Origin of the sequence: Dokdonella sp., assembly GCF_051958935.1 — a bacterium.
Taxonomy (GTDB): Bacteria; Pseudomonadota; Gammaproteobacteria; order Xanthomonadales; family Rhodanobacteraceae; genus Dokdonella_A.
Genome location: NZ_JBQCFP010000110.1, coordinates 40,959 through 60,986, shown reverse-complemented (window position 1 = coordinate 60,986; position 20,028 = coordinate 40,959). Strand labels below are relative to the sequence as shown.

At 67.6% G+C, this 20,028-nt stretch carries 17 protein-coding genes; 4 read left to right on the top strand and 13 right to left on the bottom strand.

Features of this window, described 5'->3' with window-relative positions; all coding sequences use genetic code 11:
* Positions 1 to 22 precede the first annotated feature (22 nt).
* The 11 genes from ACTHK2_RS10970 to ACTHK2_RS10920 form a co-directional block, all read right to left on the bottom strand.
* On the bottom strand, positions 23 to 589 hold the full coding sequence (locus tag ACTHK2_RS10970) for a lipocalin family protein (protein ID WP_440245764.1): 567 nt from the start codon (positions 587 to 589) through the stop codon (positions 23 to 25).
* On the bottom strand, positions 589 to 1,686 hold the full coding sequence (locus ACTHK2_RS10965) for an SAM-dependent methyltransferase (protein WP_440245746.1): 1,098 nt from the start codon (positions 1,684 to 1,686) through the stop codon (positions 589 to 591). The genes ACTHK2_RS10970 and ACTHK2_RS10965 overlap by 1 nt, the downstream gene beginning before the upstream one ends.
* Entirely contained in the window at positions 1,683 to 2,462 is a 780-nt protein-coding gene (locus ACTHK2_RS10960) for a DUF1295 domain-containing protein (RefSeq protein WP_440245745.1), read from the bottom strand. Before ACTHK2_RS10960 ends, ACTHK2_RS10965 begins: the two co-directional genes overlap by 4 nt.
* On the bottom strand, positions 2,459 to 2,974 hold the full coding sequence (locus ACTHK2_RS10955; RefSeq protein ID WP_440245744.1) for a DUF2878 domain-containing protein: 516 nt from the start codon (positions 2,972 to 2,974) through the stop codon (positions 2,459 to 2,461). Before ACTHK2_RS10955 ends, ACTHK2_RS10960 begins: the two co-directional genes overlap by 4 nt.
* Positions 2,974 to 4,251, bottom strand: a complete 1,278-nt coding sequence (locus ACTHK2_RS10950; RefSeq protein WP_440245743.1) for a class I SAM-dependent methyltransferase — start codon at positions 4,249 to 4,251, stop codon at positions 2,974 to 2,976. The genes ACTHK2_RS10955 and ACTHK2_RS10950 overlap by 1 nt, the downstream gene beginning before the upstream one ends.
* Positions 4,248 to 5,024 carry a DUF1365 domain-containing protein gene (locus ACTHK2_RS10945; RefSeq protein WP_440245742.1) on the bottom strand — a complete coding sequence of 259 codons (777 nt, stop codon included), beginning with the start codon at positions 5,022 to 5,024 and terminating at the stop codon, positions 4,248 to 4,250. Before ACTHK2_RS10945 ends, ACTHK2_RS10950 begins: the two co-directional genes overlap by 4 nt.
* Positions 5,021 to 6,328: an NAD(P)/FAD-dependent oxidoreductase gene (locus ACTHK2_RS10940; RefSeq protein WP_440245741.1), complete on the bottom strand. Its 1,308-nt coding sequence runs from the start codon at positions 6,326 to 6,328 to the stop codon at positions 5,021 to 5,023. Before ACTHK2_RS10940 ends, ACTHK2_RS10945 begins: the two co-directional genes overlap by 4 nt.
* A gap of 1 nt (position 6,329) precedes the next feature.
* Positions 6,330 to 7,229 carry an acyl-CoA desaturase gene (locus tag ACTHK2_RS10935; protein WP_440245763.1) on the bottom strand — a complete coding sequence of 300 codons (900 nt, stop codon included), beginning with the start codon at positions 7,227 to 7,229 and terminating at the stop codon, positions 6,330 to 6,332.
* 166 nt (positions 7,230 to 7,395) lie between these two features.
* Positions 7,396 to 8,181, bottom strand: coding sequence for a hypothetical protein (locus ACTHK2_RS10930; protein ID WP_440245740.1), 786 nt, complete (start codon positions 8,179 to 8,181; stop codon positions 7,396 to 7,398).
* 108 nt (positions 8,182 to 8,289) lie between these two features.
* Positions 8,290 to 9,696, bottom strand: a complete 1,407-nt coding sequence (locus tag ACTHK2_RS10925; protein WP_440245739.1) for a cryptochrome/photolyase family protein — start codon at positions 9,694 to 9,696, stop codon at positions 8,290 to 8,292.
* Between the two features lie 98 nt (positions 9,697 to 9,794).
* The gene (locus tag ACTHK2_RS10920; RefSeq protein WP_440245738.1) at positions 9,795 to 10,142 is read right to left on the bottom strand and encodes a 4a-hydroxytetrahydrobiopterin dehydratase; all 348 of its coding nucleotides are present in this window, start codon (positions 10,140 to 10,142) and stop codon (positions 9,795 to 9,797) included.
* Between the two features lie 181 nt (positions 10,143 to 10,323).
* Between ACTHK2_RS10920 and ACTHK2_RS10915 the strand changes: the two genes are divergently transcribed.
* On the top strand, positions 10,324 to 10,920 hold the full coding sequence (locus ACTHK2_RS10915) for an NfuA family Fe-S biogenesis protein (protein WP_440245737.1): 597 nt from the start codon (positions 10,324 to 10,326) through the stop codon (positions 10,918 to 10,920).
* A gap of 111 nt (positions 10,921 to 11,031) precedes the next feature.
* Here the strand turns inward: ACTHK2_RS10915 and ACTHK2_RS10910 are convergent, their stop codons facing one another.
* Together ACTHK2_RS10910 and ACTHK2_RS10905 are read right to left on the bottom strand one after the other, a co-directional pair.
* Positions 11,032 to 11,382 (bottom strand): c-type cytochrome, encoded by a 351-nt coding sequence (locus ACTHK2_RS10910; protein WP_440245736.1) that lies wholly within the window; start codon positions 11,380 to 11,382, stop codon positions 11,032 to 11,034.
* A gap of 16 nt (positions 11,383 to 11,398) precedes the next feature.
* Positions 11,399 to 11,719, bottom strand: a complete 321-nt coding sequence (locus tag ACTHK2_RS10905; protein ID WP_440245735.1) for a c-type cytochrome — start codon at positions 11,717 to 11,719, stop codon at positions 11,399 to 11,401.
* 374 nt (positions 11,720 to 12,093) lie between these two features.
* On the opposite strand from ACTHK2_RS10905, the gene ACTHK2_RS10900 reads away from it, so the two are divergent.
* From ACTHK2_RS10900 to ACTHK2_RS10890, 3 genes are read left to right on the top strand one after another with little or no spacing between them, the layout of a single operon-like run.
* A complete protein-coding gene (locus tag ACTHK2_RS10900; RefSeq protein ID WP_440245734.1) occupies positions 12,094 to 13,335 on the top strand; it encodes an efflux RND transporter periplasmic adaptor subunit in 1,242 nt (413 codons plus the stop codon).
* Positions 13,332 to 16,865 carry an efflux RND transporter permease subunit gene (locus ACTHK2_RS10895; protein ID WP_440245733.1) on the top strand — a complete coding sequence of 1,178 codons (3,534 nt, stop codon included), beginning with the start codon at positions 13,332 to 13,334 and terminating at the stop codon, positions 16,863 to 16,865. Before ACTHK2_RS10900 ends, ACTHK2_RS10895 begins: the two co-directional genes overlap by 4 nt.
* Complete coding sequence (locus ACTHK2_RS10890; protein ID WP_440245732.1) at positions 16,862 to 19,978, top strand: efflux RND transporter permease subunit; 3,117 nt, start codon at positions 16,862 to 16,864, stop codon at positions 19,976 to 19,978. The genes ACTHK2_RS10895 and ACTHK2_RS10890 overlap by 4 nt, the downstream gene beginning before the upstream one ends.
* Positions 19,979 to 20,028 lie beyond the last annotated feature (50 nt).

Below are 20,028 nucleotides of genomic sequence, written 5' to 3'. Positions count from 1 at the left end.
CTGCACGCAGGCGACATGAACGTCATCGCGCAGCCGATGCCCGTGCGTCATCGCCCGCTTCCGGCCACACCTGGGGGACGCGGCGAACGCGCGACGTGGCGTAGCCGAGCTGCTCGAGGCGCGCTACCAGGCGCGCGTACTCGGCTTCCGGTATGACCGGCGTGCGCGCCATGATCCACGCGTAGTCGCGCGCCGTGCGCGCGACGATCGTCTCCTCGTAGGCAGGGTCGAGGTAGGCGATCACGTATTCGGCGCGGATCGGCCAGACGAACTGCATGCCCCACACCGCATTGCCGCTGTTCGGACGCACGAAGCCGCGTGGCCGCATCGTCTTCAGGGGCGCGTCGGTCGAGCCCTCCCGGTACCGGAACGTGGTTTCGATCGTGCCGTCGGCGGCGAGGCGGTAGCTTTCCACTGCATTGACTGCGTCGCGTTCCGGGCGCGACGGCACGTGGGCGATCACGTACCAGTCGCCCATGAACCGCTGCAGGTCGACCCGTTCGACGGACGCGAGCGGCGCGTGGCTTCGGCAGCCCGTGGCGAGCAGCATCAGTGAGGCGAAGAAAACCGTGCAGGCGCGACCGGGCATCATGCGGGCTTCCCGAAGCGATAGTGGGCGACCATCCATTCGCGGCCGTGGTCGTATCCGAACAGCTCGGCGCACGCCATCCAGAACATCCGCCAGCGCTGCATCCAGAGCCCGGCCGCATCGCCGTACGCGGCCTGCATCACGGGCCGGAGCGCTTCGCGCGCGCGATCCTGGTTGCGCAGCCAGTGTTCGGCGGTGCGCTGGTAGTGGCGGCCATCGACGAGCCAGCGGCGTTCGATCCGCAGTGATCGCTGGAACCATAGCAGCGTGTCCGCCGAGGGCATGAGGCCGCCGGTGAAGAAGTGCCGTCCCATCCAGTTGTCGCTGCCCGCGGTCCCGAACGGATACATCAGCGTGCGATGGCAGAAGATGTGCACGAACAGCTTGCCGCCCGGGCGCAGCCACGCCGCGATGCCCGAGAGCAACCTGTCGTAGTTGCGCATGTGCTCGAACATCTCGATGGAGACGCAGCGGTCGTAGGACGCCGGTTCGAGTTGCAGGCGATTGACGTCACAGGTGATGACGCGGATGTTGGCCAACCCGCGTTCGCGGCAGCGTGCCTCGATGAATGCACGCTGCGAGCTTGAATTGGATACGGCGGTGATGCGCGCGTTCGGGTAGCGTTCCGCCATCCACAGCGTCAGCGAACCCCAGCCGCAGCCGAGCTCGAGGATGTCCTGGCCGTCGGCGAGTTCCGCGCGTTCGCCGTATCGCTCGAGCATCGCCGACTCGGCGTGTTCGAGCGTCTCGTCGCCGCGCTCGAACCAGCACGCCGAATACTTGAGGCGCGGGCCGAGGCAGCGGCGGAAGAACTCGGGGGGCAGCTCATAGTGCTGCCGGTTGGCCGCGTCGACATGGATGGCGAGCGGGCTCGCGCAGAGCGACGCGATCCGCTGCTGGTAGGCGCGCGCACTCGACTCGACGCCGCCTTCGCGCTCCTCGCGCAGCCGCTCCGCGCACAGGCGCCGGATGCCGGCGCGGATGAGCGCGTCGGGAAGCAGTCCACGCTCGGCAAGACCGAGCAGGCCGGGCGCGGCGCGATCCGACGGCAGGGCGAGGGACTCATCGACGGCTGCATCGACGACGGGGACGTTCATCGTTCGCTCCTCGGGAACCAGGGAATGAGCATCGGCGTGGCGCGCTGATAGCGGCGGTAGTCTTCGCCTCGCGAGCGCAGCGCTTGTGCTTCGGTGTAGGGGACGCCGCTGATAAAGCGCAGGAATACGTACATCACGAGCGGCCCTGCCCAGGCCATCCATGCGACCGGCGAACCGATCGCGAGCAAGACGTAGGTGAACCAGTGCAGCCATTCGAAGAAGTAATTGGGGTGGCGCGAGTAGCGCCACAGGCCCTGTCGACACGTGCGACCATGGTTCGCCGGATCGGCACGGAACCGAGCGAGTTGCGCGTCGGCGACGAACTCCCCGGCCATCGCGATTGCCCACGTCGAAGCCGCCCCGACCGCCCCGCCCAGGCTAGCCTCGGGGTTTGCCGCGACGGCGATGAACGGCACGGCGAACAGGGCGACCAGCAAGGCCTGGAACTGGAAGAGAGCGAACCATCGGCGCTGGTCGCCGTCCCAAAGCGCGCGAAGGTGCGCGTAGCGGCCGTCTTCGCGTTCGCCGCGCACGCGCCGCCAGAGGTGCGATGCGAGCCGCAGGCCCCAGGCCCCGCCGAGCAGCGCAAGCAGGGTCCGAGGCTGGCCTGCGCCATCGCCGAGCGCGGCGAGCACGATCGCCGCACCACCGACGCCCGCGGCCCAGGTCACGTCGACGATGCCGGCGTTGCGATGACGCCGTTGCCAGTTCCACGCGCACGCCTGCGCGATCGACGCGGACAGCCACACCAGGAGCAACGAGCCCGCGATATTCATGCCAGTGCCTCGGTGTCCTCGCCCGCTTGGCGAGCGAGTCGGCAGAGGAGCGGCAGGACCAGTGCCCACGCGACGGCGATCGCGAACAAGCCGGTCGCGCCCGGGCGAACGGCAGCGATGCGCGCCGCCGCGAGGTAGGCGAGGGGTGCGCCCACGGCTCCCAGCAATGCAGCAAGCCACGGTCGGCGCTGCAGGAACGCGAGTGAATGACCGAGCGTGAGCCCGAATGCGGCCCAGATCGCGAGGATCCAGAGCGGCGCGGCGAGCGCAGGCGACGGCGTCGCGTACGCGACGAGCCCCGCGTGCGCGAGCATGCCGTCGATCGCGACGCCCGCCGCGACCGCGATCGCCATCGCGTACACGTCGCCGCGGCGTCGACGCGAGATCGTGATCTGGACGAGCGCGAACGCCGATGCCGCGGCCACTGCCGGCCATGCCGAAGCGTGCGCGGCTCCGAACACGGCGATGAACCAGACGCACTGGTAACCCAGGATGTTCGCCAGCATACCCATCAGGCCTCCACGCGGGCGATGCCGGCGAAGTAGCCGACGTCGCGTCGTTGCGGCGCGGCCAGTACGAGTTGTGCGACGCCGATCGCCCGTTCGCGGAAGCCGCCTTCGCAGTAGGCGAGATAGAACTCCCACATCCGGATGAAGCGCTCGTCGTGACCGAGCGCGCGTACCTCGGGCAGCCGGCAGAGGAAGCGCCGTCGCCATTCGCGCAAGGTCGTCGCGTACGACTCGCCGAAATCCTCGAGGTGGGTCAGCGCGAGATCGCAGCTGCGCGCCTTCGCGGCGACGAGCGCGGCGATCGAGGGGATGAACGAGCCCGGGAAGACGTGACGCTTGATGAAGTCGACCGAGCGCAGCGCGCGCCCGTAGCGATGGTCCTCGATCGTGATCGCCTGCAGCACGGCGATCCCGTCGCGGCCGAGCAGGTTGCCGAGCGCGCGGAAATAGGTATCGAGCCAGCGCGCGCCGATCGCCTCGACCATCTCGATGGAGACGAGCTTGTCGTAACGGCCGCGCAGGTCGCGGTAGTCCTCGAAGAGCACCTCGACACGGTCCTGCAGCCCCGCTCGGGCGACGCGCTCGCGCGAGAGTTCGTACTGCTCGCGCGATATCGTGGTCGTGGTGACGTGGCAGCCGTGACGCGTGGCCGCATGCAGCGCGAAGCCACCCCAGCCGGTTCCGATCTCCAGCACGCGATCCGACGGCGTGAGGCGCAACTTGTCGCAGATGCGGTCGAGCTTGCGGGCCGACGCGCGCTCGAGCGGCTCGGCATCGTCGGCGAACAGGGCCGACGAGTACATGAGGTCGTCCGACAGGAAGAGGCGGAAGAACGCATTGCCGAGGTCGTAGTGCGCGGCGATGTTGCGACGCGCGCCACGGCGCGTGTTCTCGCGCATGCCGTGCCATGCACGCATCGCCCACCCGCCGATGCGCGCTGCGCCGCCTTCCATGCCGTCGAGCAGTTGGCGATTGCGCAGCAGCAGTCGCACGAGGCCGACGAGGTCGTCGCAGCGCCAGTATCCGTCCATGTACGCCTCGCCCGCGCCGACGGTGCCGTTCGCGGCGACCATGCGATAAAACGCGGGGTCGAGGACGGTCACGTCGACGGTGGGATGCCGCGCGACGGGCACGCCCAGCTCGAATTCACCAACCGCGTCCCGTACGACGAGGGCGCCGTCCTGCAATCCACCCAGGCGATCCAGCAGCAGTCCGCGCAGGTGGCGATCCAGCCAGCCCGGACCGGCCCGCGCGGCGTCGTCGTCGATGAATGCGCTCATGGGGTTCCTCGCGAGTGATGCGGATGGTCGAAGACGGGGTTGCGCTTGAGCCATAGCCGCAATGCCTGCCAGTGGATGGCTGCGAGCACCTGCAGGGTCATGGCCGGATAGCGGGCCAGTACGCGTGCAAGCGAGCGCGTGTCGATGGCGCGGCGGTGCAGGGCGAGATCGGCATCGAAGTCGCGTTCGCCACCGCGAAGCACATCCATGCGCACGCGCAGGTCCTCCGCGGGAGGCGTGAAGGTCCAGCGATAGCGGCGGTCGAGCGGGAGGAAAGGAGACACGTGGAAGCGCTTGTCGAAGTCCCAGCGCAAGGCACGCCCATGGCGCTCGGCATCCTCGACCGGCAGGACGTAGGCGTGCCGTTCGCGCCAGGGCGTGTTGGTGATCTCGGCGACCACGCAGCGCAAGGCGCCGCAGTCGTCGTGACAGTAGTAGAAACTCACCGGGTTGAAGACGTGGCCGAAGTAGCGCAGGTGCGTGAGCAGTCGTATCGGTCCCGTCGGCGGCTCGATGCCCTGGGCCCTGATGCGCTCTCTGACGGCGCCTGCGAGCGGCATCGCCGCAGGCCCGAGGTAATCCGCGCGCCGGAATTGCGCGACGTTCGCGCCACGGCTCGACCATAGCCAGCGCCGCGCGAAGATCCCGTCGATTTCATCGAGGTCGAGGTACAGCTGGGCGATGCGGTAGCGGAACCCGTGCGGGACCGGCGCGTGCCTGCGATGCCGCACGACGCCTTCGTAGACGCAGCTTGCGAACGGTACGTCGTTCATGCGGACGTCCATGCGAGTGCCGGTGGGTGCCCCGTCGTGTCGGTCGCGCGCGTCGACGAGGAACTCCAGCGCACCCCGAGCGCGTTCGCGACCTCGACGGCGCTACGCATGCCGTCCTCGTGGAAACCCCAGCCCCAATACGCCCCAGCGAACCAGACGCGTCGTCGTCCCTGGATCTCGGCCTTGCACCGCTGCGCCGCCACTGCCGCTCGGGTGAACACCGGGTGGTGATAGCGCATGCGACGCAGCACGCGCGCGGGATCGATGTCGCCCGCGCGGTTGAGGCTCACGATGAACGGCACGGGTGCCTCCAACCCTTGCAGGAGATTCATCCAATAGCTGACCGTGCAGTTGCCGTCGGCCTCGTGCGGCACATGCGCGTTCCACGCCGCCCAGGCCTTGCGATGGCGCGGCAGCACGCGCTCGTCCGTGTGCAGCACCGCCTCGTTCGTGTGATACCCGATCGCGCCGAGGATGTCGCGTTCGCGCTCGCTCGCATCGCGCAGCAGCACGAGAGCCTGGTCGCTGTGGCAGGCGAGAACGACCTGGTCGTAACGATCGATCGAACTGTACGCGTGCACGTCGACGCCGGATGGCGAGCGGACGACGCGGATCACCCGCGTGCCGAGTCGCACCTTCACGTTCCAGCGCGCGGCCATCGCGTCGACGTAGCTGCGCGATCCATCGCACACGACGCGCCACTGCGGGCGTCCGGCGACGCGCAGCATCGCGTGGTTGGCCATGAACTCGACCAGATGGCGTGCCGGGAAGGCGAGCGCCTGCGACGCCGGCGCCGACCATAGCGCCGAGGTCATCGGCACGAGGTGGTCGTCGCGGAATGCGGCGCCGAACCGGTGACGCTCGAGGAACTCCGCGAGCGTCGGGCCCTCGCCACGCTGCGCGAGCAGCGAAGGCGCGAGGCGATAGAAGCGCGCGACGTCGCTCAGCATGCCGAGGAACCGGGGCGATGCGATGTTCCTGCGCTGGCAAAACAGCGTGTCGATGGTCGCGGCGTTGTACTCGAGGCCCGTGCGGTCGTTGCGCACCGAGAAGCTCATCGTCGTCGGGCGCGTCGCGACGCCAAGTTCGTCGAACAGCCGCGTCAGCAGCGGGTAGTTGCCGCGGTTGTGCACGATGAAGCCAGAATCGATGCGGTAGCTGCGTCCGCCCCACTCGATGTCGTGCGTGTGCGTGTGCCCGCCGAGGCGGGCATCGGCTTCGTACAGCACGACCTCGTGTTCGCGCGAAAGCAGCCAGGCCGAAGCGAGGCCGGAGATGCCGGAACCGACGACCGCGATGCGCATGTCAGCGCGCTCCCTTCGCGAGCACCCAATCGGGCACGGGCTTGAGGCCGCGCACCACCCCCATTGCCGCAAGCAGCCGCAGGCCGTACCAGGTGGGGTCCACTTCCCACCAGCGGAATCCCTGCCGGGCCGATCCGGGAAAGAAGTGATGATTGTTGTGCCAGCCTTCGCCGAACGTGAGCAGGGCGAGGAAACCGTTGTTTCGGCTGTCGTCACGTGTCGCATAGCGCCGAGTGCCGAAGCGATGGGCGAGCGAGTTGATCGTCACGGTGGCGTGGAACAACGCCGTCGTCGAGACGAAGAATCCCCATACGAGCATCTGCGCGCCGTTGGTGCCCCATTCGGGCGCGCACGCTTGCAGGAGTACGCCGGCCAGGTACAGCGCCGACGCAAGCGCGACGGGAGCGGCTATGTCGTAGCGATCAAGCCAGCGCAACTCGGGATACGCCGCGAAGTCGCCAATGCGTTCGTCGGCGGTGCGGAACGCACGGGGCGTGAGGAACCAGCCGGCGTGGCTCCACAGGAACCCGTGCACGCGCGGCGAATGCGGATCCAGCACGGTGTCCGCGTGACGATGGTGGTCGCGGTGGTGCGCGGCCCACCACAGCGGGCCGCGTTGCGCGGACGTTGCGCCGATGAACGCGAACAGGAACTGCACCGGGCGCGATGCTTCGAATGTCCGGTGCGAGAAGTAGCGGTGGTAGAACGCGGTGATCGCGAACATGCGCACGGCATACAGCGCGATGGCCGTCCACACGGCCACTGGCGACGCGCCGACGGCGAACACGCCCAAGCACGCGAGGTGCATCGCGACGAAAGGCAGGGCACGCAGCCAGTCGATGCGCTGCGCGTCATCCGAGGCATGCGCGGACCAAGCGCCACCGTCGAACCAGGCGCGCAGTGAACGAACGGCTGCCGCGCGGCGGTGACGAGCTTCCGACCATGACTGCGCCACTATGCGCTCCCGCCCCGTTTCGATGCCCTTCGTACGGACGGGAGCGGCGATCGGATGCGCCCGGCAAGCCGCGGCAGGACGGGTTCGTCACCGAACGGCGGGCCGGTCATCGTCATGGGCAATGCCCGCTCAGTTCGACGCGCTGTGCTGCAACGAGCTCGGCCTCGCTCGCGGCCGACGCGGACAATTCGCGCGGAAAGCGGATCACCATCTCCTGATGGCGCCCGTGTTCGTCACGGATGGTGCCGATGCCGCGGAACTCGCGCAGCACGCGGTCGTCGTCGTAGACGAGCGACATTGCGGGCAGGGCAAACCCGTACCAGGCGTCGAGTCGCACCTTCAGGCGTCGCTGGTGCAGCACGCGATCGGCGTCCGTGGTTTCGTCGCGCACGCGAACGTCGACAGCGGCAAGACGGCTGGGCAGAAGCAGGCGCACACCGAGGTCCGTGCCTGGCGCGAAGGAGTTCCAGCGCGACCTGATGTATGCGTCGAACCCGGCGTCGACGACGACGTCCGGTGCCGAGGAGAACTGCCGCGTACGGACAGGCGTGCCGGCGCGCTCCTGCAAGTAGATCTCGTGGCCTCCTTGCGATCGGCGCGCGCCCTCACGGTGGCCGTCGCGACCGTCGATGAAGTCAAAGTCGGGGCGGCTGGCGCCGCCGGTGTCGCGCAGGGTCTTCCGCGCGAACGGTGGCCCGTCCGGACAGCTGTAGAGGACCAGGCGTGTCGCGACGCCGTTGTCGCGATAGAGCCAATGGGTTTCCCGGTAAAGGAGTGCGGCACCGTCGGCGCCATACGCGCGACCCTCGTATCGCTTTACGTCGACGTCAGGCGATGCCGTCGCGCGCGTGAGGAGAAGCGCCGCCGGGAGCATCGCGCCCGCGAGGATTGCCCGCACGGCGTGCGAGGGCGCGCGATACAGTGATGCCCGCAATCGCGCGTTGCCGACATGAGGATTCATGGTCCGGCGATACGCAGTGCAGCGGCGTCCGGATGCAGGGGCGATTCAGCTGGCGCCGTTCGCGTGGCGCAGACTTTGGTAGCCCTCGAGCGCCGCGGTGCGGCTGGCCGCGAGGTCGATCAGCGGTGTCGGATAGCCGCTGCGCCGGAGCGCCGCAGGATCGGTCCACGGCCGATGGATCGAGCGCGCGTCGAACGCGGCGAGTTCCGGCACCCAGCGGCGCACGTAGTTCCCGTCGGCGTCGAATCGCTCGCCCTGCGTGACGGGGTTGAAAATGCGGAAATACGGCGCCGCGTCGACGCCGGTTCCGGCCGTCCACTGCCAGCCCTGCGTGTTGTTGGCCAGATCGGCGTCGACGAGGGTATCCCAGAACCAGCGCGCGCCGTGCAGCCAGTGATGGCGCAGGTTCTTGGTAAGGAATGACGCAACGAGCATGCGCACGCGGTTGTGCATCCAACCCGTGGCCCAGAGTTCGCGCATGCCGGCGTCGACGATCGGGATGCCGGTTCGGCCCTGCTGCCAGCGGCGCAGCCGGCGCGGCGCGATGCGCGCCCACGGATACCGGTCGAACGCGGGATTGAGGTTGTGGTCGGTGCTGTCCGGGAAGTGGAACAGCAGATGATGCGAGAACTCGCGCCAGCCGAGCTCGCGCAGGAAACGTTCCTTGCCGTCGCTGCGCGCGCGTTCGAGTTCCCACGCAATGCGCATCGGCGATATCTCGCCGAAGTGCAGGTGCGGCGACAGGCGCGAGGTGCCCGATATCGACGGCAGATCGCGCGCGGCGCCGTAGTCGCCGATCGCTTCGTCGAGGAAGCGCTGCAACGCGGCCTCGGCGCCGGCTTCGCCGGGGCGCCAGAGGGCGTCCAAGCCGGCGTCCCAGCGGATGCGCGGCAGCAATCCCAGCGCCTCGATCGTCGACGTCGCGACGGCGGACGTCGGCAGGTGTTTCGGTGCAGGCAGGGGCGGGCGTGGCTGCAGGCGCGCACGCAGGTTGCGCCAATACGGCGTAAAGACGCGATACGGAGCGTTCGATGCCGTGGTGATCTCCCACGGTTCGCACAACAGCGCTGCGTTGAAGCTCCTGGTATGGACACCGACGGCGCGTAGCGCCTGCTCCACGCGCAGGTCGCGGGCGAGCGGCGCGGGCTCGTACACGCGGTTCCAGTAGACCGCGCGCGCGTCGGTTGCAGCGGCGAGGCAGCGCAAGGTCGCCAGGCTGTCGCCCTCGTGCACGTGCAGCGCGGAACCGCGCGATCGAAGGTCACGATCGAGTGCCGCGAGCGAACGATGCAGCCACCAGCGGCTCGCTGCACCCGGCGACCAGGGTGCCTCCTCGCGTGGTGCATGAACGTATACGGGAACGACGCGCTCGTGCGAAGCGAGAGCCGCCGACAGCGCGGGATTGTCGGCGAGGCGCAGGTCGCGGCGGAACCAGACCAGCGCGACGGTCATGCGAAGGTCGCTCTGCAGGAGGAAGCCGGATCGCTCGTCATCGGTCGGAGTCGGCGGGAATGTCCTCTCTACGCACGCGGGTGCGTTCCGGATGCAGCTCACTCCACGCGCAGGTCGTCCACCCGTGCCGCGCAGATGAAATCGTTGAGCGAAAGCCCGCCGACGTCGTGCGTCGAGTAGTGCACGACGCATCGGTCGTAGTGGACTTCGAGGTCGGGGTGATGATCCTCGCGGTGCGCGACCGAGGCGACGGCGTTGACGAAGGCCATCGTGCGGAAATAGTCGGGGAAGCGAAATTCCTTGCGGAGGCCTTTGCCGTCGGCGGTGCGTTCCCAGCCGGGCAGCGCGGCGAGCGCGTCGTTGATGCCGGCGGCGTTGAGGCCGGCCTCCTTGCCCTTGCGTGGCACGCAGTGCGCGGCGCGCAGTGATTCGATCGAAATGGTCATGTCGAATATCCGTTCGAAGAGGGTGGGAAGAGGGTGGTTCGAGTATAGGCGGATGACGGCGGGTCAATTCAGTACTAAACTGGTACGGTATTTTTGCGGACGTCCTGTCCGCGAAAGACGGAGCGGTCGTCGCTGGCCGCACTTTTCATCGAGAGCAGAGCATTCGGGCAGGACACGCATCATGATTTCGTTGTCGGCTTCCGCGCAGGAGCATTTCCGCAAGCTGGTCGAGCAACAGGCGCTGCCGGGACTCGGCATCCGCGTCGTCGCGGTCGATGCAGGGACGCCGAAGGGCGATTGCCAGCTCGAGTTCAGCGAGCCGGGCGATCGCGACGGCAGCGAGTGGGAAGTCGAATGCGACGGCTTCTCGCTGTTCGTCGATGCGCACAGCGTGCCGTTCCTGGACGGCGCGACGATCGACTTCGCGCGAAGTGCAACCGGTGGCGAGTTGACGATCCGCGCGCCGGCGCTGCGCGGCAGCGTGCCGGGCGAGGACGCGAGCGTGGTCGAGCGCGTGCGCTACGTGATCGAGAGCGAGATCAATCCGCAGCTCGCCTCGCACGGCGGCCGCGTCGGCCTGCGCGAAGTGACCGCCGACGGCATCGTCGTGCTGCAATTCGGCGGCGGTTGCCATGGTTGCGGGATGGTCGACAAGACCTTGCGCGGTGGTGTCGAGCAGACGCTCAAGGCGCGCGTACCCGAGGTGACCGGCGTCGCCGACGCGACCGATCATGCGAGCGGCAGCACGCCGTACTACAAGCGGCAGGCGAACGCCTGAAGCGTGGCCGCGCGCCGGATGGTCGCGCGGCGAACCTGCGGCGAAAGAAATGCGGGGTGGAACAACGCCCCTCACACGCAAGGGCGCGGCATCACGCCGCACCCGCATGGATCAGTCGCCCTGCACCTTGTTGTGCAGATCGGTGAGCTTGCTGCCCGGAAGGCTGGCGAAATAGGCGGACACGTTGACGATGTCTTCCTCCGACAGCGTCGTCGCGAAGCCCGCCATGATCGGGTTCTTGCGTTCCCCGGTCTTGTACTCGCGCAGCGCGCGTTCGAGGTAGTCGTGATACTGGCCGGCGAGGCGCGGATATTGCGGATCGGCAGCGTTGCCGTCGGCGCCATGGCAGGCCTGGCACGGCACGGATTTGGCCTTGCCGGCCTCGATGTCGCCCTTGGCGAAGGCGGGCGTCGCACAGGCGGCGAGCGTCGTGATCAACAGCGATGCGGTGAAACGCTTCATCTCGTGCGGTCCTGTCTCAGGGCGTGAGGCTGGAAAGGTAGGTGGCGATGTCGCGGATGTCCTGCTCGGACAGGCTCTCGCCCTGGGCGCGCATCGTCGGGTGGGCACGCTCGCCCTTCTTGTATTCGGTCAACGCCGCGACGAGGTAGTCGTAGTTCTGTCCGCCGATCTTCGGCACATGGTAGTTCGGATACGGGTTCTTCCAGCCCGGGATGCCATGGCAACCGGAGCAGGTGTAAACCTTGGTTTTGCCGGCGGCCGCGTCGCCTATTTCGGCGGCGAAGCAGGGCAGGGAGGTGATCAGCAGGGCAGCGGCAAGCAGAGGCGCTCGGGTCATTTTCGTTCCGGTACGGCGTTGGTTGAACTTCTCGGGCGTCAAGCCTGTGAAGTATAGCGGCCAACCGCCGTTGCCGGCCACCGTTCGCATGCACGAACTGCGCCGCGTGTGTTCCTGCGGCCGTGCGCATCCCACGCAACGCTTCGGCTTCTTCGTGCATCCAACGCCGCAAGCCGCGCGCTCGTGACTACCGGCTCACGACGCGGCGCCGGTTCCGGCGCACGATCCGCTGCACGGATCGCCACCCTGCTGCAACGGCGGGGCAGCACGGAAGCACGACCACGGGTCGAACTGCCGGGCTGCCCGGGCTATTGCACTAGAATAGTGATGTAGTCTACTATAACACCAAGTCAACCCCTCCCAGGCCGACTCCCATGCTCCCGAACTTCGCCGCCTCCCCCAATTCCCGCGGTTTCCGTTACCTGCGTACCTCCGCCCTCGCGGCCGCGATCGCGCTGCTGGCTGCCTGCGGCGGCGGTGGCGACGGCATGGGCAAGGAGGCCAATACCCAGGCCTCGATCCCGGTCGAAGTCGCCCCGGCCTCGCATCAGACGATCACCGCCAACTACTCCGGTACGGCCACGCTGGAGGCGGTCGGCGACGCGCAGGTCGTCGCCAAGACCTCGGGCATCGTGCTGAAGCTCTTCGTCGAGGAAGGCACGCACGTGCAGAAGGGCCAGGTGCTCGCCGAACTCGACAGCGATGCCGCGCGCAACAAGCTCGCGCAGGCCACGGCGACCCTGAAGAAGGCGCAGGCCGCCTACGACAAGGCCGACAAGGGTTTCGCGCTCAAGATCACGCCCAAAGCCGACTACGACAGCACCAAGTACGACCTCGAAACGCAGAAGGCGATCGTCGAAGGCGCGCAACTGGATCTCTCCTATACGCGCGTCGTTGCGCCGATCTCCGGCGTGATCGCCAAGCGCTCGGTCAAGCTCGGCAACCTCGTGCAGCTCAACCAGGCGCTGTTCCAGATCGTCGACCTCGATCCGCTCGAGGCGGTGCTCAACGTGCCCGAGCGTGATCTCGACACGCTCAAGGCCGGCCAGCCCGTGCGCATGCGCGTCGACGCGCTCGGCGGCAAGTCGTTCGACGGCTCGATCGCGCGCATCGCGCCGGTCGTCGACGCGGCGAGCGGCACGTTCCGCGTGACCTGCGCGTTCCGCGACACCACCTCGACGCTCAAGCCCGGCATGTTCGGCCGTATCGAGGTCACCTACGACCAGCGCCATGACGCGCTCGTCGTGCCGCGCAACGCGATCGTCGAGGAAGACGGCGTGAGCTCGGTGTTCGTGATCGAGCCGGCGCCGCCGAAGGACGAGAAGAAGGACGGCAAGGACGTGCCGAAGGGCAAGGCGGGCAAGGCGGGCGAGGCGGTCGCGGCGGAAACCGCGAAGGCGGCGCTGCCTGCGTTCGTCGCCAAGCGTCGCGTCGTCAAGACCGGCTACGCCGAAGGCGACCGCATCGAGATCCGCGACGGCCTCGCCGACGGCGAGCGCGTGATCACGATCGGCCGCAACGCGGTGCGTGAAGGCACCGAGGTGCAGGTACTCGACAACGCGACCAAGAGCCCGGACGCGATGGCCTCGGTCGCGAAGACGGAGACGCATTCGTGAATCTCCCGGAGCTCGCGACCCGCCGGCGGGTCACGATCGGCATGATGACCGTGACCCTGGTCCTGTTCGGCCTGATCGGCCTGACCGGACTCAAGGTCAACCTGCTGCCGGACCTGTCGTATCCCACCCTGACGGTGCGCACCGACTACGAAGGCGCGGCGCCGCTCGAGATCGAGAACCTCATCAGCCAGCCGATCGAGGAAGCGGTCGGCGTGGTGAAGAACGTGCGCAAGGTGCATTCGGTGTCGCGCACGAGCCAGTCCGACGTCGTGCTCGAGTTCGCCTGGGGCACCGACATGGACATGGCGAGCCTGGAGGTGCGCGACAAGCTCGACACGGTGCAGCTGCCGCTGGAAGCGAAGAAGCCGCTGCTGCTGCGCTTCAACCCGTCGACCGACCCGATCATCCGGCTCGGCCTCAGCGCGAAGGGTGACACCGACGAGGCGCGCCTCAAGCAGCTGCGCCGCTTCGCCGACGACGACCTCAAGAAGCACCTCGAACCCGTCGCCGGCGTCGCCGCGGTCAAGGTTGGTGGCGGCCTCGAGGACGAGATCGAGGTGCTGATCGACCAGCAGAAGCTCGCGCGCCTCGGCATCGACATCAACGACGTCAACACGCGCCTCAAGAACGAGAACGTCAACGCCTCGGGCGGCCGCATCGACGAAGGCAGCCAGCGCTTCCTCGTGCGCACGATCAACCAGTTCAGGACGCTCGACGAGATGCGCGAGCTGCTCGTCAAGATCGACGGCACGGTGCCGATCCGCCTCAAGGACATCGCCGAGGTGCGCCAGGGCTTCAAGGAGCGCGAAGGCATCGTGCGCATCGACGGCCACGAGGCGATCGAGCTCGCGATCTACAAGGAAGGCGACGCCAACACGGTCAATGTCGCCAACTCGGTCAAGGCCGAGATCGAGCGCCTCAAGAAGACGCTGCCCACCGACACCGACCTCTCGATGATCGAGGACCAGTCGGTATTCATCGAAGGCGCGCTCAGCGACGTCAAGAAGGACGCGCTGATCGGCGGTGTACTGGCGATCCTCATCATCTTCTTCTTCCTGCGCGATTCGTGGAGCACGTTCATCATCTCCCTGTCGCTGCCGGTGTCGCTGATCGCGACGTTCTTCTTCATGGACCAGCTGCATCTGTCGCTCAACGTGATGTCGCTCGGAGGCCTCGCACTCGCGACCGGCATGGTCGTTGACGACTCGATCGTCGTGCTCGAGAACATCGCGCGGTTGCGCGAGCAGGGCGCGTCGATCCTCGAAGCCGCGGTGCGCGGCACGGCCGAAGTCGGCATGGCGGTCACGGCTTCGACGTTGACGACGGTCGCGGTGTTCTTCCCGCTCGTGTTCGTGCAGGGCGTCGCCGGCCAGCTGTTCCGCGACCAGGCGCTCACGATCACGTTCGCGATGCTCACCTCGCTCGTCGTCGCGATGACGCTGATCCCGATGCTCGCCTCGCTGAAAGGACGCTCGCCGCTCGCCTACAAGGACGAGCCGGTACAGGGCGACCCGCTCTGGCGCAAGACCCGTTCGGTCCTCCCGATGATCACGTGGCCGCTCAGGAAGCGCTGGCCGGCGGTGCTGCGCTGGGCGATGCTCGTGCTGATGCTGCCGTTCTCGGTGCTGCTCGCGCTGGTCTACGTCGTCACGTTGCTCGTGATGTTCGTGATCTCCTTCATCGTGCGCCTGTTCACGTTGCTCGGATTCATCGTGTTCCGGCCGATCGGCGCCGGCATTGGCTACGTGCTCAAGCGTATCGCGGCCGTCGTGCTGTGGCCGTACGAGCGTGCGGCGAAGGCGTACCATGGCTTCCTGCCGAAGGCGATCGAACGGCCGTGGCCTGTGCTCGGATTCGCCGTCGTCGCGCTCGCCGCGACGCTCGCGCTGGTGCCGACCCTCGGCCTCGACCTCATCCCGCAGCTCGCCCAAGGCCGCTTCAACATGACGGTGACGCTGCCGCCGGGCACGCCGCTCGCCGAAACCGACAAGGTCGTCGACGAGATCTCGACGCGCCACGCCAAGGATCCTGGCGTGGAGTCGATCTACGGTGTCGCCGGCACCGGCACGCGCCTCGATGCGAACCCGACCGAGTCGGGCGAGAACATCGCGCGCCTGTCGATCGCGCTCAAGGATGGCGGCAGCAAGAAGGTCGAGGCGGCCGAAGTCGAGCGCCTGCGCAGCGGCATGACGCGCGCCGATGCGAACGTGAAGTTCGCGCGCCCGGAGCTCTTCAGTTTCTCCGCACCACTCGAAATCGAGATCCGCGGTTACGACCTCGAAGCCCTCGCCAAGGGCGGCCAGCGCCTCGCCGGACTCATGAAGGATTCGCCGCGCTTCGCCGACGTCAAGTCGACGGTCGAAGGCGGCTATCCGGAGATCCAGGTGCACTTCGACCAGGATCGTGCCGCCGCGCTCGGCCTCACCACGCGCGAGATCGCCGATCGCGTCGTGCGCAAGGTGAAGGGCGAAGTCGCCACGCGCTACGACTTCCGCGACCGCAAGATCGACGTGCTCGTGCGTGCACGTGCCGCCGACCGCACCGGCGTCGAGGACGTGCGCAATCTCGTCGTCGGCTACATTTCCGCGAAGGGTGCGAGCACCGGTTCGACGAGCAGCGCGGCGGGCGCGATCGGCAGCGGCGATTCGGGCAGCGGCACTTCCGGGGGGAGCGGCAATGGCGTCAGCGAAACCGCGCAGTCGAGCGCGGACACGCCGGTGCGCCTGTCCGCGGTCGCCGATGTCATCGCGACGGAAGGGCCGAGCGAAATCCATCGCGTGAGCCAGGAACGCGTCGCGATCGTCTCGGCGAACCTTCGCCACGGCGACCTCGCCAGCGCGGTCAAGGAAGTCGAGGGCCTCGTCGCGAACAACCCGCTCGCCGCGGGCGTCAAGGTGCGCATCGGCGGCCAGAGCGAGGAACTCGATTCCTCGGTGCAGTCCCTGGTGTTCGCGCTCGGCCTCGCGATCTTCCTCGTCTACCTCGTGATGGCGTCGCAGTTCGAGTCGCTGCTGCATCCGTTCGTGATCATGTTCTCGATCCCGCTCGCCGCGGTCGGCGCGATCCTCGCTCTGAAGCTCTCGGGTTCGGCGATTTCGGTGGTCGTGTTCATCGGCCTCATCATGCTGGTCGGCATCGTCGTGAAGAACGCGATCGTGCTGATCGATCGCGTGAACCAGTTGCGCGGAGCGGGCGTGCCCAAGCGCGAGGCGCTCGCGCAGGGCGCCGAATCGCGCCTGCGCCCGATCGTGATGACCACGCTGTGCACGCTGATCGGCTTCGCGCCGCTCGCGCTCGGCTGGGGCGAAGGCGCCGAGGTGCGCGCGCCGATGGCTCTCACCGTGATCGGCGGCCTCGCCGTGTCGACCCTGCTCACCCTCGTCGTGATCCCGATCGTGTACGACCTGCTCGATCGCCGCGGCGACGAGTGGTACGTCGCGCGCGGCGAGCGCCATCGCGCCAAGGCCGAGCACGTCGGCGCGGACGAGGATCTGCCGATCGAAGGTCCGGCGCAGGGGCAGCACGCATGACACTCGCCGAGCTCAGCCTGAAGCGGCCCGTCACGGCGATCATGTTCTTCGTGACGATGGTGGTGATCGGCCTGATCGCCGCCTTCAGGCTGCCGCTCGAACAGTTCCCGAGCATCGACGCGCCGTTCCTGTTCGTGCAGATCCCGTACCCGGGTTCGACCCCGGCGGAGATCGAGCGCACGATTACGCGCCCGGTCGAGGAAGCACTCGCGACCTTGCCCGGCGTCAAGCGCATGAACTCCACCTCGGACGCCGAGTCCGCGCAGATCTTCATGGAGTTCAAGTGGGGCGAGAGCGTCGCGATCAAGGCGGTGCAGGCGCGCGAAAAGATCGACGCGATCCGCTCCGAGCTGCCGTCGGACATGCAGCGCTACTTCGTGCAGAAGTTCTCGACCTCGGACGAGCCCGTGCTTCAGCTGCGCATCGCCTCCAATGGCGCCGACCTTTCGAACGCGTACGAATTGATAGAGCGCGAGATCAAGCGCCCGCTCGAGCGCATCCCCGGCGTCGCCAACGTCGACATTTCCGGCATCGGCAAGCCGGAGGTGCAGATCGAACTGTCGTCGGACCGCCTCAGCGCGCACAACATCAACCTCAACGACCTCTACACGAAGCTCTCGAACGCGAACTTCGCGATCTCGGCCGGGCAGGTCGATGCTGCCGGCACGCGCTTCCGCGTGCAGCCGCAGGGCCAGTGGCGCACGCTCGACGACATCCGCGCGGTGCTGCTCGACGCGAAGGGCCTCAAGCTCGGCGATATCGCGACCGTGACCCTGCGCCCCGCGCGCGTCGATTTCGCGCGTCGCCTCGACGGCAAGCCGGCGATCGGCGTCGACATCCGGCGCGAACGCAACGCCAACCTCGTCGACGTCGGCACCGCGGTGATGGCCGAAGTGAAGAAGATCCAGGCCTCGCCCGAACTCAAGGGCATGCAGGTCTACGCGATGGAGAGCCAGGCGGAAAGCGTGACCGGCTCGCTGTCGCAGCTCGGCAAGGCCGGCCTCGAGGGCACGCTGCTGTCCGTGCTCGTGCTGTTCTTCTTCCTGCGCGACTGGCCGTCGACGCTGATGGTGTCGCTGTCGATCCCGATCTGTTTCGTGATGACGCTCGGCTGCATGTACTTCTTCGGCATCAGCCTCAACGTGCTGTCGATGATGGGCCTGCTGCTCGCGGTCGGCATGCTCGTCGACAACGCGGTCGTGGTGGTCGAGAGCATCTACCAGTACCGCGAGAAATATCCCGACAAGCCGTGGTACTGCGCGGTGCAGGGCACGCAGGTCGTCGGCGTCGCGATCGCCGCGGGTACGCTGTCGAGCGTGGTCGTGTTCCTGCCTAACATCTTCGGCGAGGCGAACAACATTTCGATCTTCCTCGCCCAGGTCGCGATCGCGATGTCGATCGCGCACCTCGCCTCGTGGCTGGTCGCGGTCAGCATCGTTCCGATGTTCGCCGCGCGCATGCCGCCGCCGAAGTTCATCGGCCACGAGAACGCGATCACGCGCCTGCGCGACCGTTACGGCCGCTTCGTCGCCTGGACGCTCGCCCACCGGCGGTGGACCATGCTCGGCGTGCTCGGCCTCGTGATCGCGAGCTTCGTGCCGATGACGCAGACGAAGATGGATTTCTTCGGCGGCGGCGAGGCGCGCAACCTGCGCATGTTCTACCAGCTCAACGCCAACTACCGCCTGCAGGACCTCAAGCCCGAGGTCATGAAGGTCGAGAAGTACCTCAACGACAACCGCGAGAAGTTCGAGATCGCGTCGATCTACACCTGGTACTCCGAGCAGGGCCAGGCGATGACGCGCGTGCTGCTGCAGGACAAGAAGCCGGGCGTCGTCGAATGGGTCAAGGACCTGTTCGGCATGGGCAGCAACCGTCCATCGTCGGCGATCAAGGAGGACATCCGCAAGGGCCTGCCCAAACTCGCGACCGGCAAGGTCGGTTTCGACGGCAACGGCGACGGCGGCCTCGGTGGCGGTGTCGACATCTCGCTGATCGGCGACTCGATGGAGGAGCTGCGCGAGATCGCGCCGAACGTGATCAATGTGCTCTCGCACCTGCCAAGCCTGCGCGACGTGCGCGCCGAGAAGGGCAACGGCGACCGCGAGGTCGCGACCCAGGTCGATCGCATCCGCGCCAAGCAGTACGGCTTCGACGCGCAGACCGTCGCCAACTACATCCAGATCGCGCTGCGCGGCATGCCGCTCAAGGATTTCCATGCCGACGATCGCCAGTTGCCGGTATGGCTGCGCTTCCAGGGCGCGGACACGCAGAGCCTCGCCGGCCTGTCCGACTTCAAGCTGCGCGCGCCCGACGGAACGCAGGTGCCGCTGCTGACGATGCTGCGCACCGACTCGCACGAGACCGCGTCGGCGATCCAGCGCGTCGATCGCCTCACCGCGCTGAAGATCACGGCGAACCTCGGCGAGAAGAAGACGATGCAGGACGCGCGCAAGGAAATCACCGAGGCGCTCGACACGTTCGCGTTCCCGCCCGGCTACCGCTGGAGCTTCGGCGAAGGCTTCGACCGCGAAGACCAGGCCGGCCAGCAGATGCTCTTCAACACGCTGATCGCACTCGTGCTCGTCTACATCGTCATGTGCGCGATGTTCGAATCGCTGATCTACCCGCTCGCGATCCTCACGACGTTCGTGTTCTCCGTGTTCGGCGTGTTCTGGCTGTTCTGGCTGAGCGGCACGACGTTCTCGATCATGGCCGCGATCGGCATCCTGATCCTCATGGGCGTGGTCGTGAACAACGGCATCGTGATGATCGTGCACATTAACCAATTGCGCCACCACGGCCACCTGCGCACCGAGGCGCTCGTGCTCGGCGCGATGGAGCGCCTGCGCCCCGTGCTCATGACGATGGCGACCGCGATCCTCGGCATGCTGCCGCTCGCGCTCGGCGGCGCCGAAGCGTGGAGCGACGGCCCGCCGTACTTCCCGATGGCACGCGCGATCGCCGGTGGCCTAACGTTCTCGACGATCGTGACCCTGCTCGCGCTGCCGTGCATCTACTCGCTGCTCGACGATTCGAGCCTGTGGATGCGCCGCGTGATCGCCGACGCGAAGGGCCGCTTCGGCGCCACGGCGAAGCCGGCAGCGAGCTGAAGAGCAGGGCTGAGGGCCCAGGCCAGCGAGCATCGGGGGTTCCGCTGCTC

Excerpts from the sequence above, each read along its gene's own strand:
- ACTHK2_RS10970 (WP_440245764.1), bottom strand. The coding sequence starts at position 589 with ATGCCCGGTCGCGCCTGCACGGTTTTCTTCGCCTCACTGATGCTGCTC.
- ACTHK2_RS10965 (WP_440245746.1), bottom strand. The coding sequence starts at position 1,686 with ATGAACGTCCCCGTCGTCGATGCAGCCGTCGATGAGTCCCTCGCCCTG.
- ACTHK2_RS10960 (WP_440245745.1), bottom strand. The coding sequence starts at position 2,462 with ATGAATATCGCGGGCTCGTTGCTCCTGGTGTGGCTGTCCGCGTCGATC.
- ACTHK2_RS10955 (WP_440245744.1), bottom strand. The coding sequence starts at position 2,974 with ATGGGTATGCTGGCGAACATCCTGGGTTACCAGTGCGTCTGGTTCATC.
- ACTHK2_RS10950 (WP_440245743.1), bottom strand. The coding sequence starts at position 4,251 with ATGAGCGCATTCATCGACGACGACGCCGCGCGGGCCGGTCCGGGCTGG.
- ACTHK2_RS10945 (WP_440245742.1), bottom strand. The coding sequence starts at position 5,024 with ATGAACGACGTACCGTTCGCAAGCTGCGTCTACGAAGGCGTCGTGCGG.
- ACTHK2_RS10940 (WP_440245741.1), bottom strand. The coding sequence starts at position 6,328 with ATGCGCATCGCGGTCGTCGGTTCCGGCATCTCCGGCCTCGCTTCGGCC.
- ACTHK2_RS10925 (WP_440245739.1), bottom strand. The coding sequence starts at position 9,696 with ATGACCGTCGCGCTGGTCTGGTTCCGCCGCGACCTGCGCCTCGCCGAC.
- ACTHK2_RS10920 (WP_440245738.1), bottom strand. The coding sequence starts at position 10,142 with ATGACCATTTCGATCGAATCACTGCGCGCCGCGCACTGCGTGCCACGC.
- ACTHK2_RS10915 (WP_440245737.1), top strand. The coding sequence starts at position 10,324 with ATGATTTCGTTGTCGGCTTCCGCGCAGGAGCATTTCCGCAAGCTGGTC.
- ACTHK2_RS10910 (WP_440245736.1), bottom strand. The coding sequence starts at position 11,382 with ATGAAGCGTTTCACCGCATCGCTGTTGATCACGACGCTCGCCGCCTGT.
- ACTHK2_RS10905 (WP_440245735.1), bottom strand. The coding sequence starts at position 11,719 with ATGACCCGAGCGCCTCTGCTTGCCGCTGCCCTGCTGATCACCTCCCTG.
- ACTHK2_RS10900 (WP_440245734.1), top strand. The coding sequence starts at position 12,094 with ATGCTCCCGAACTTCGCCGCCTCCCCCAATTCCCGCGGTTTCCGTTAC.
- ACTHK2_RS10890 (WP_440245732.1), top strand. The coding sequence starts at position 16,862 with ATGACACTCGCCGAGCTCAGCCTGAAGCGGCCCGTCACGGCGATCATG.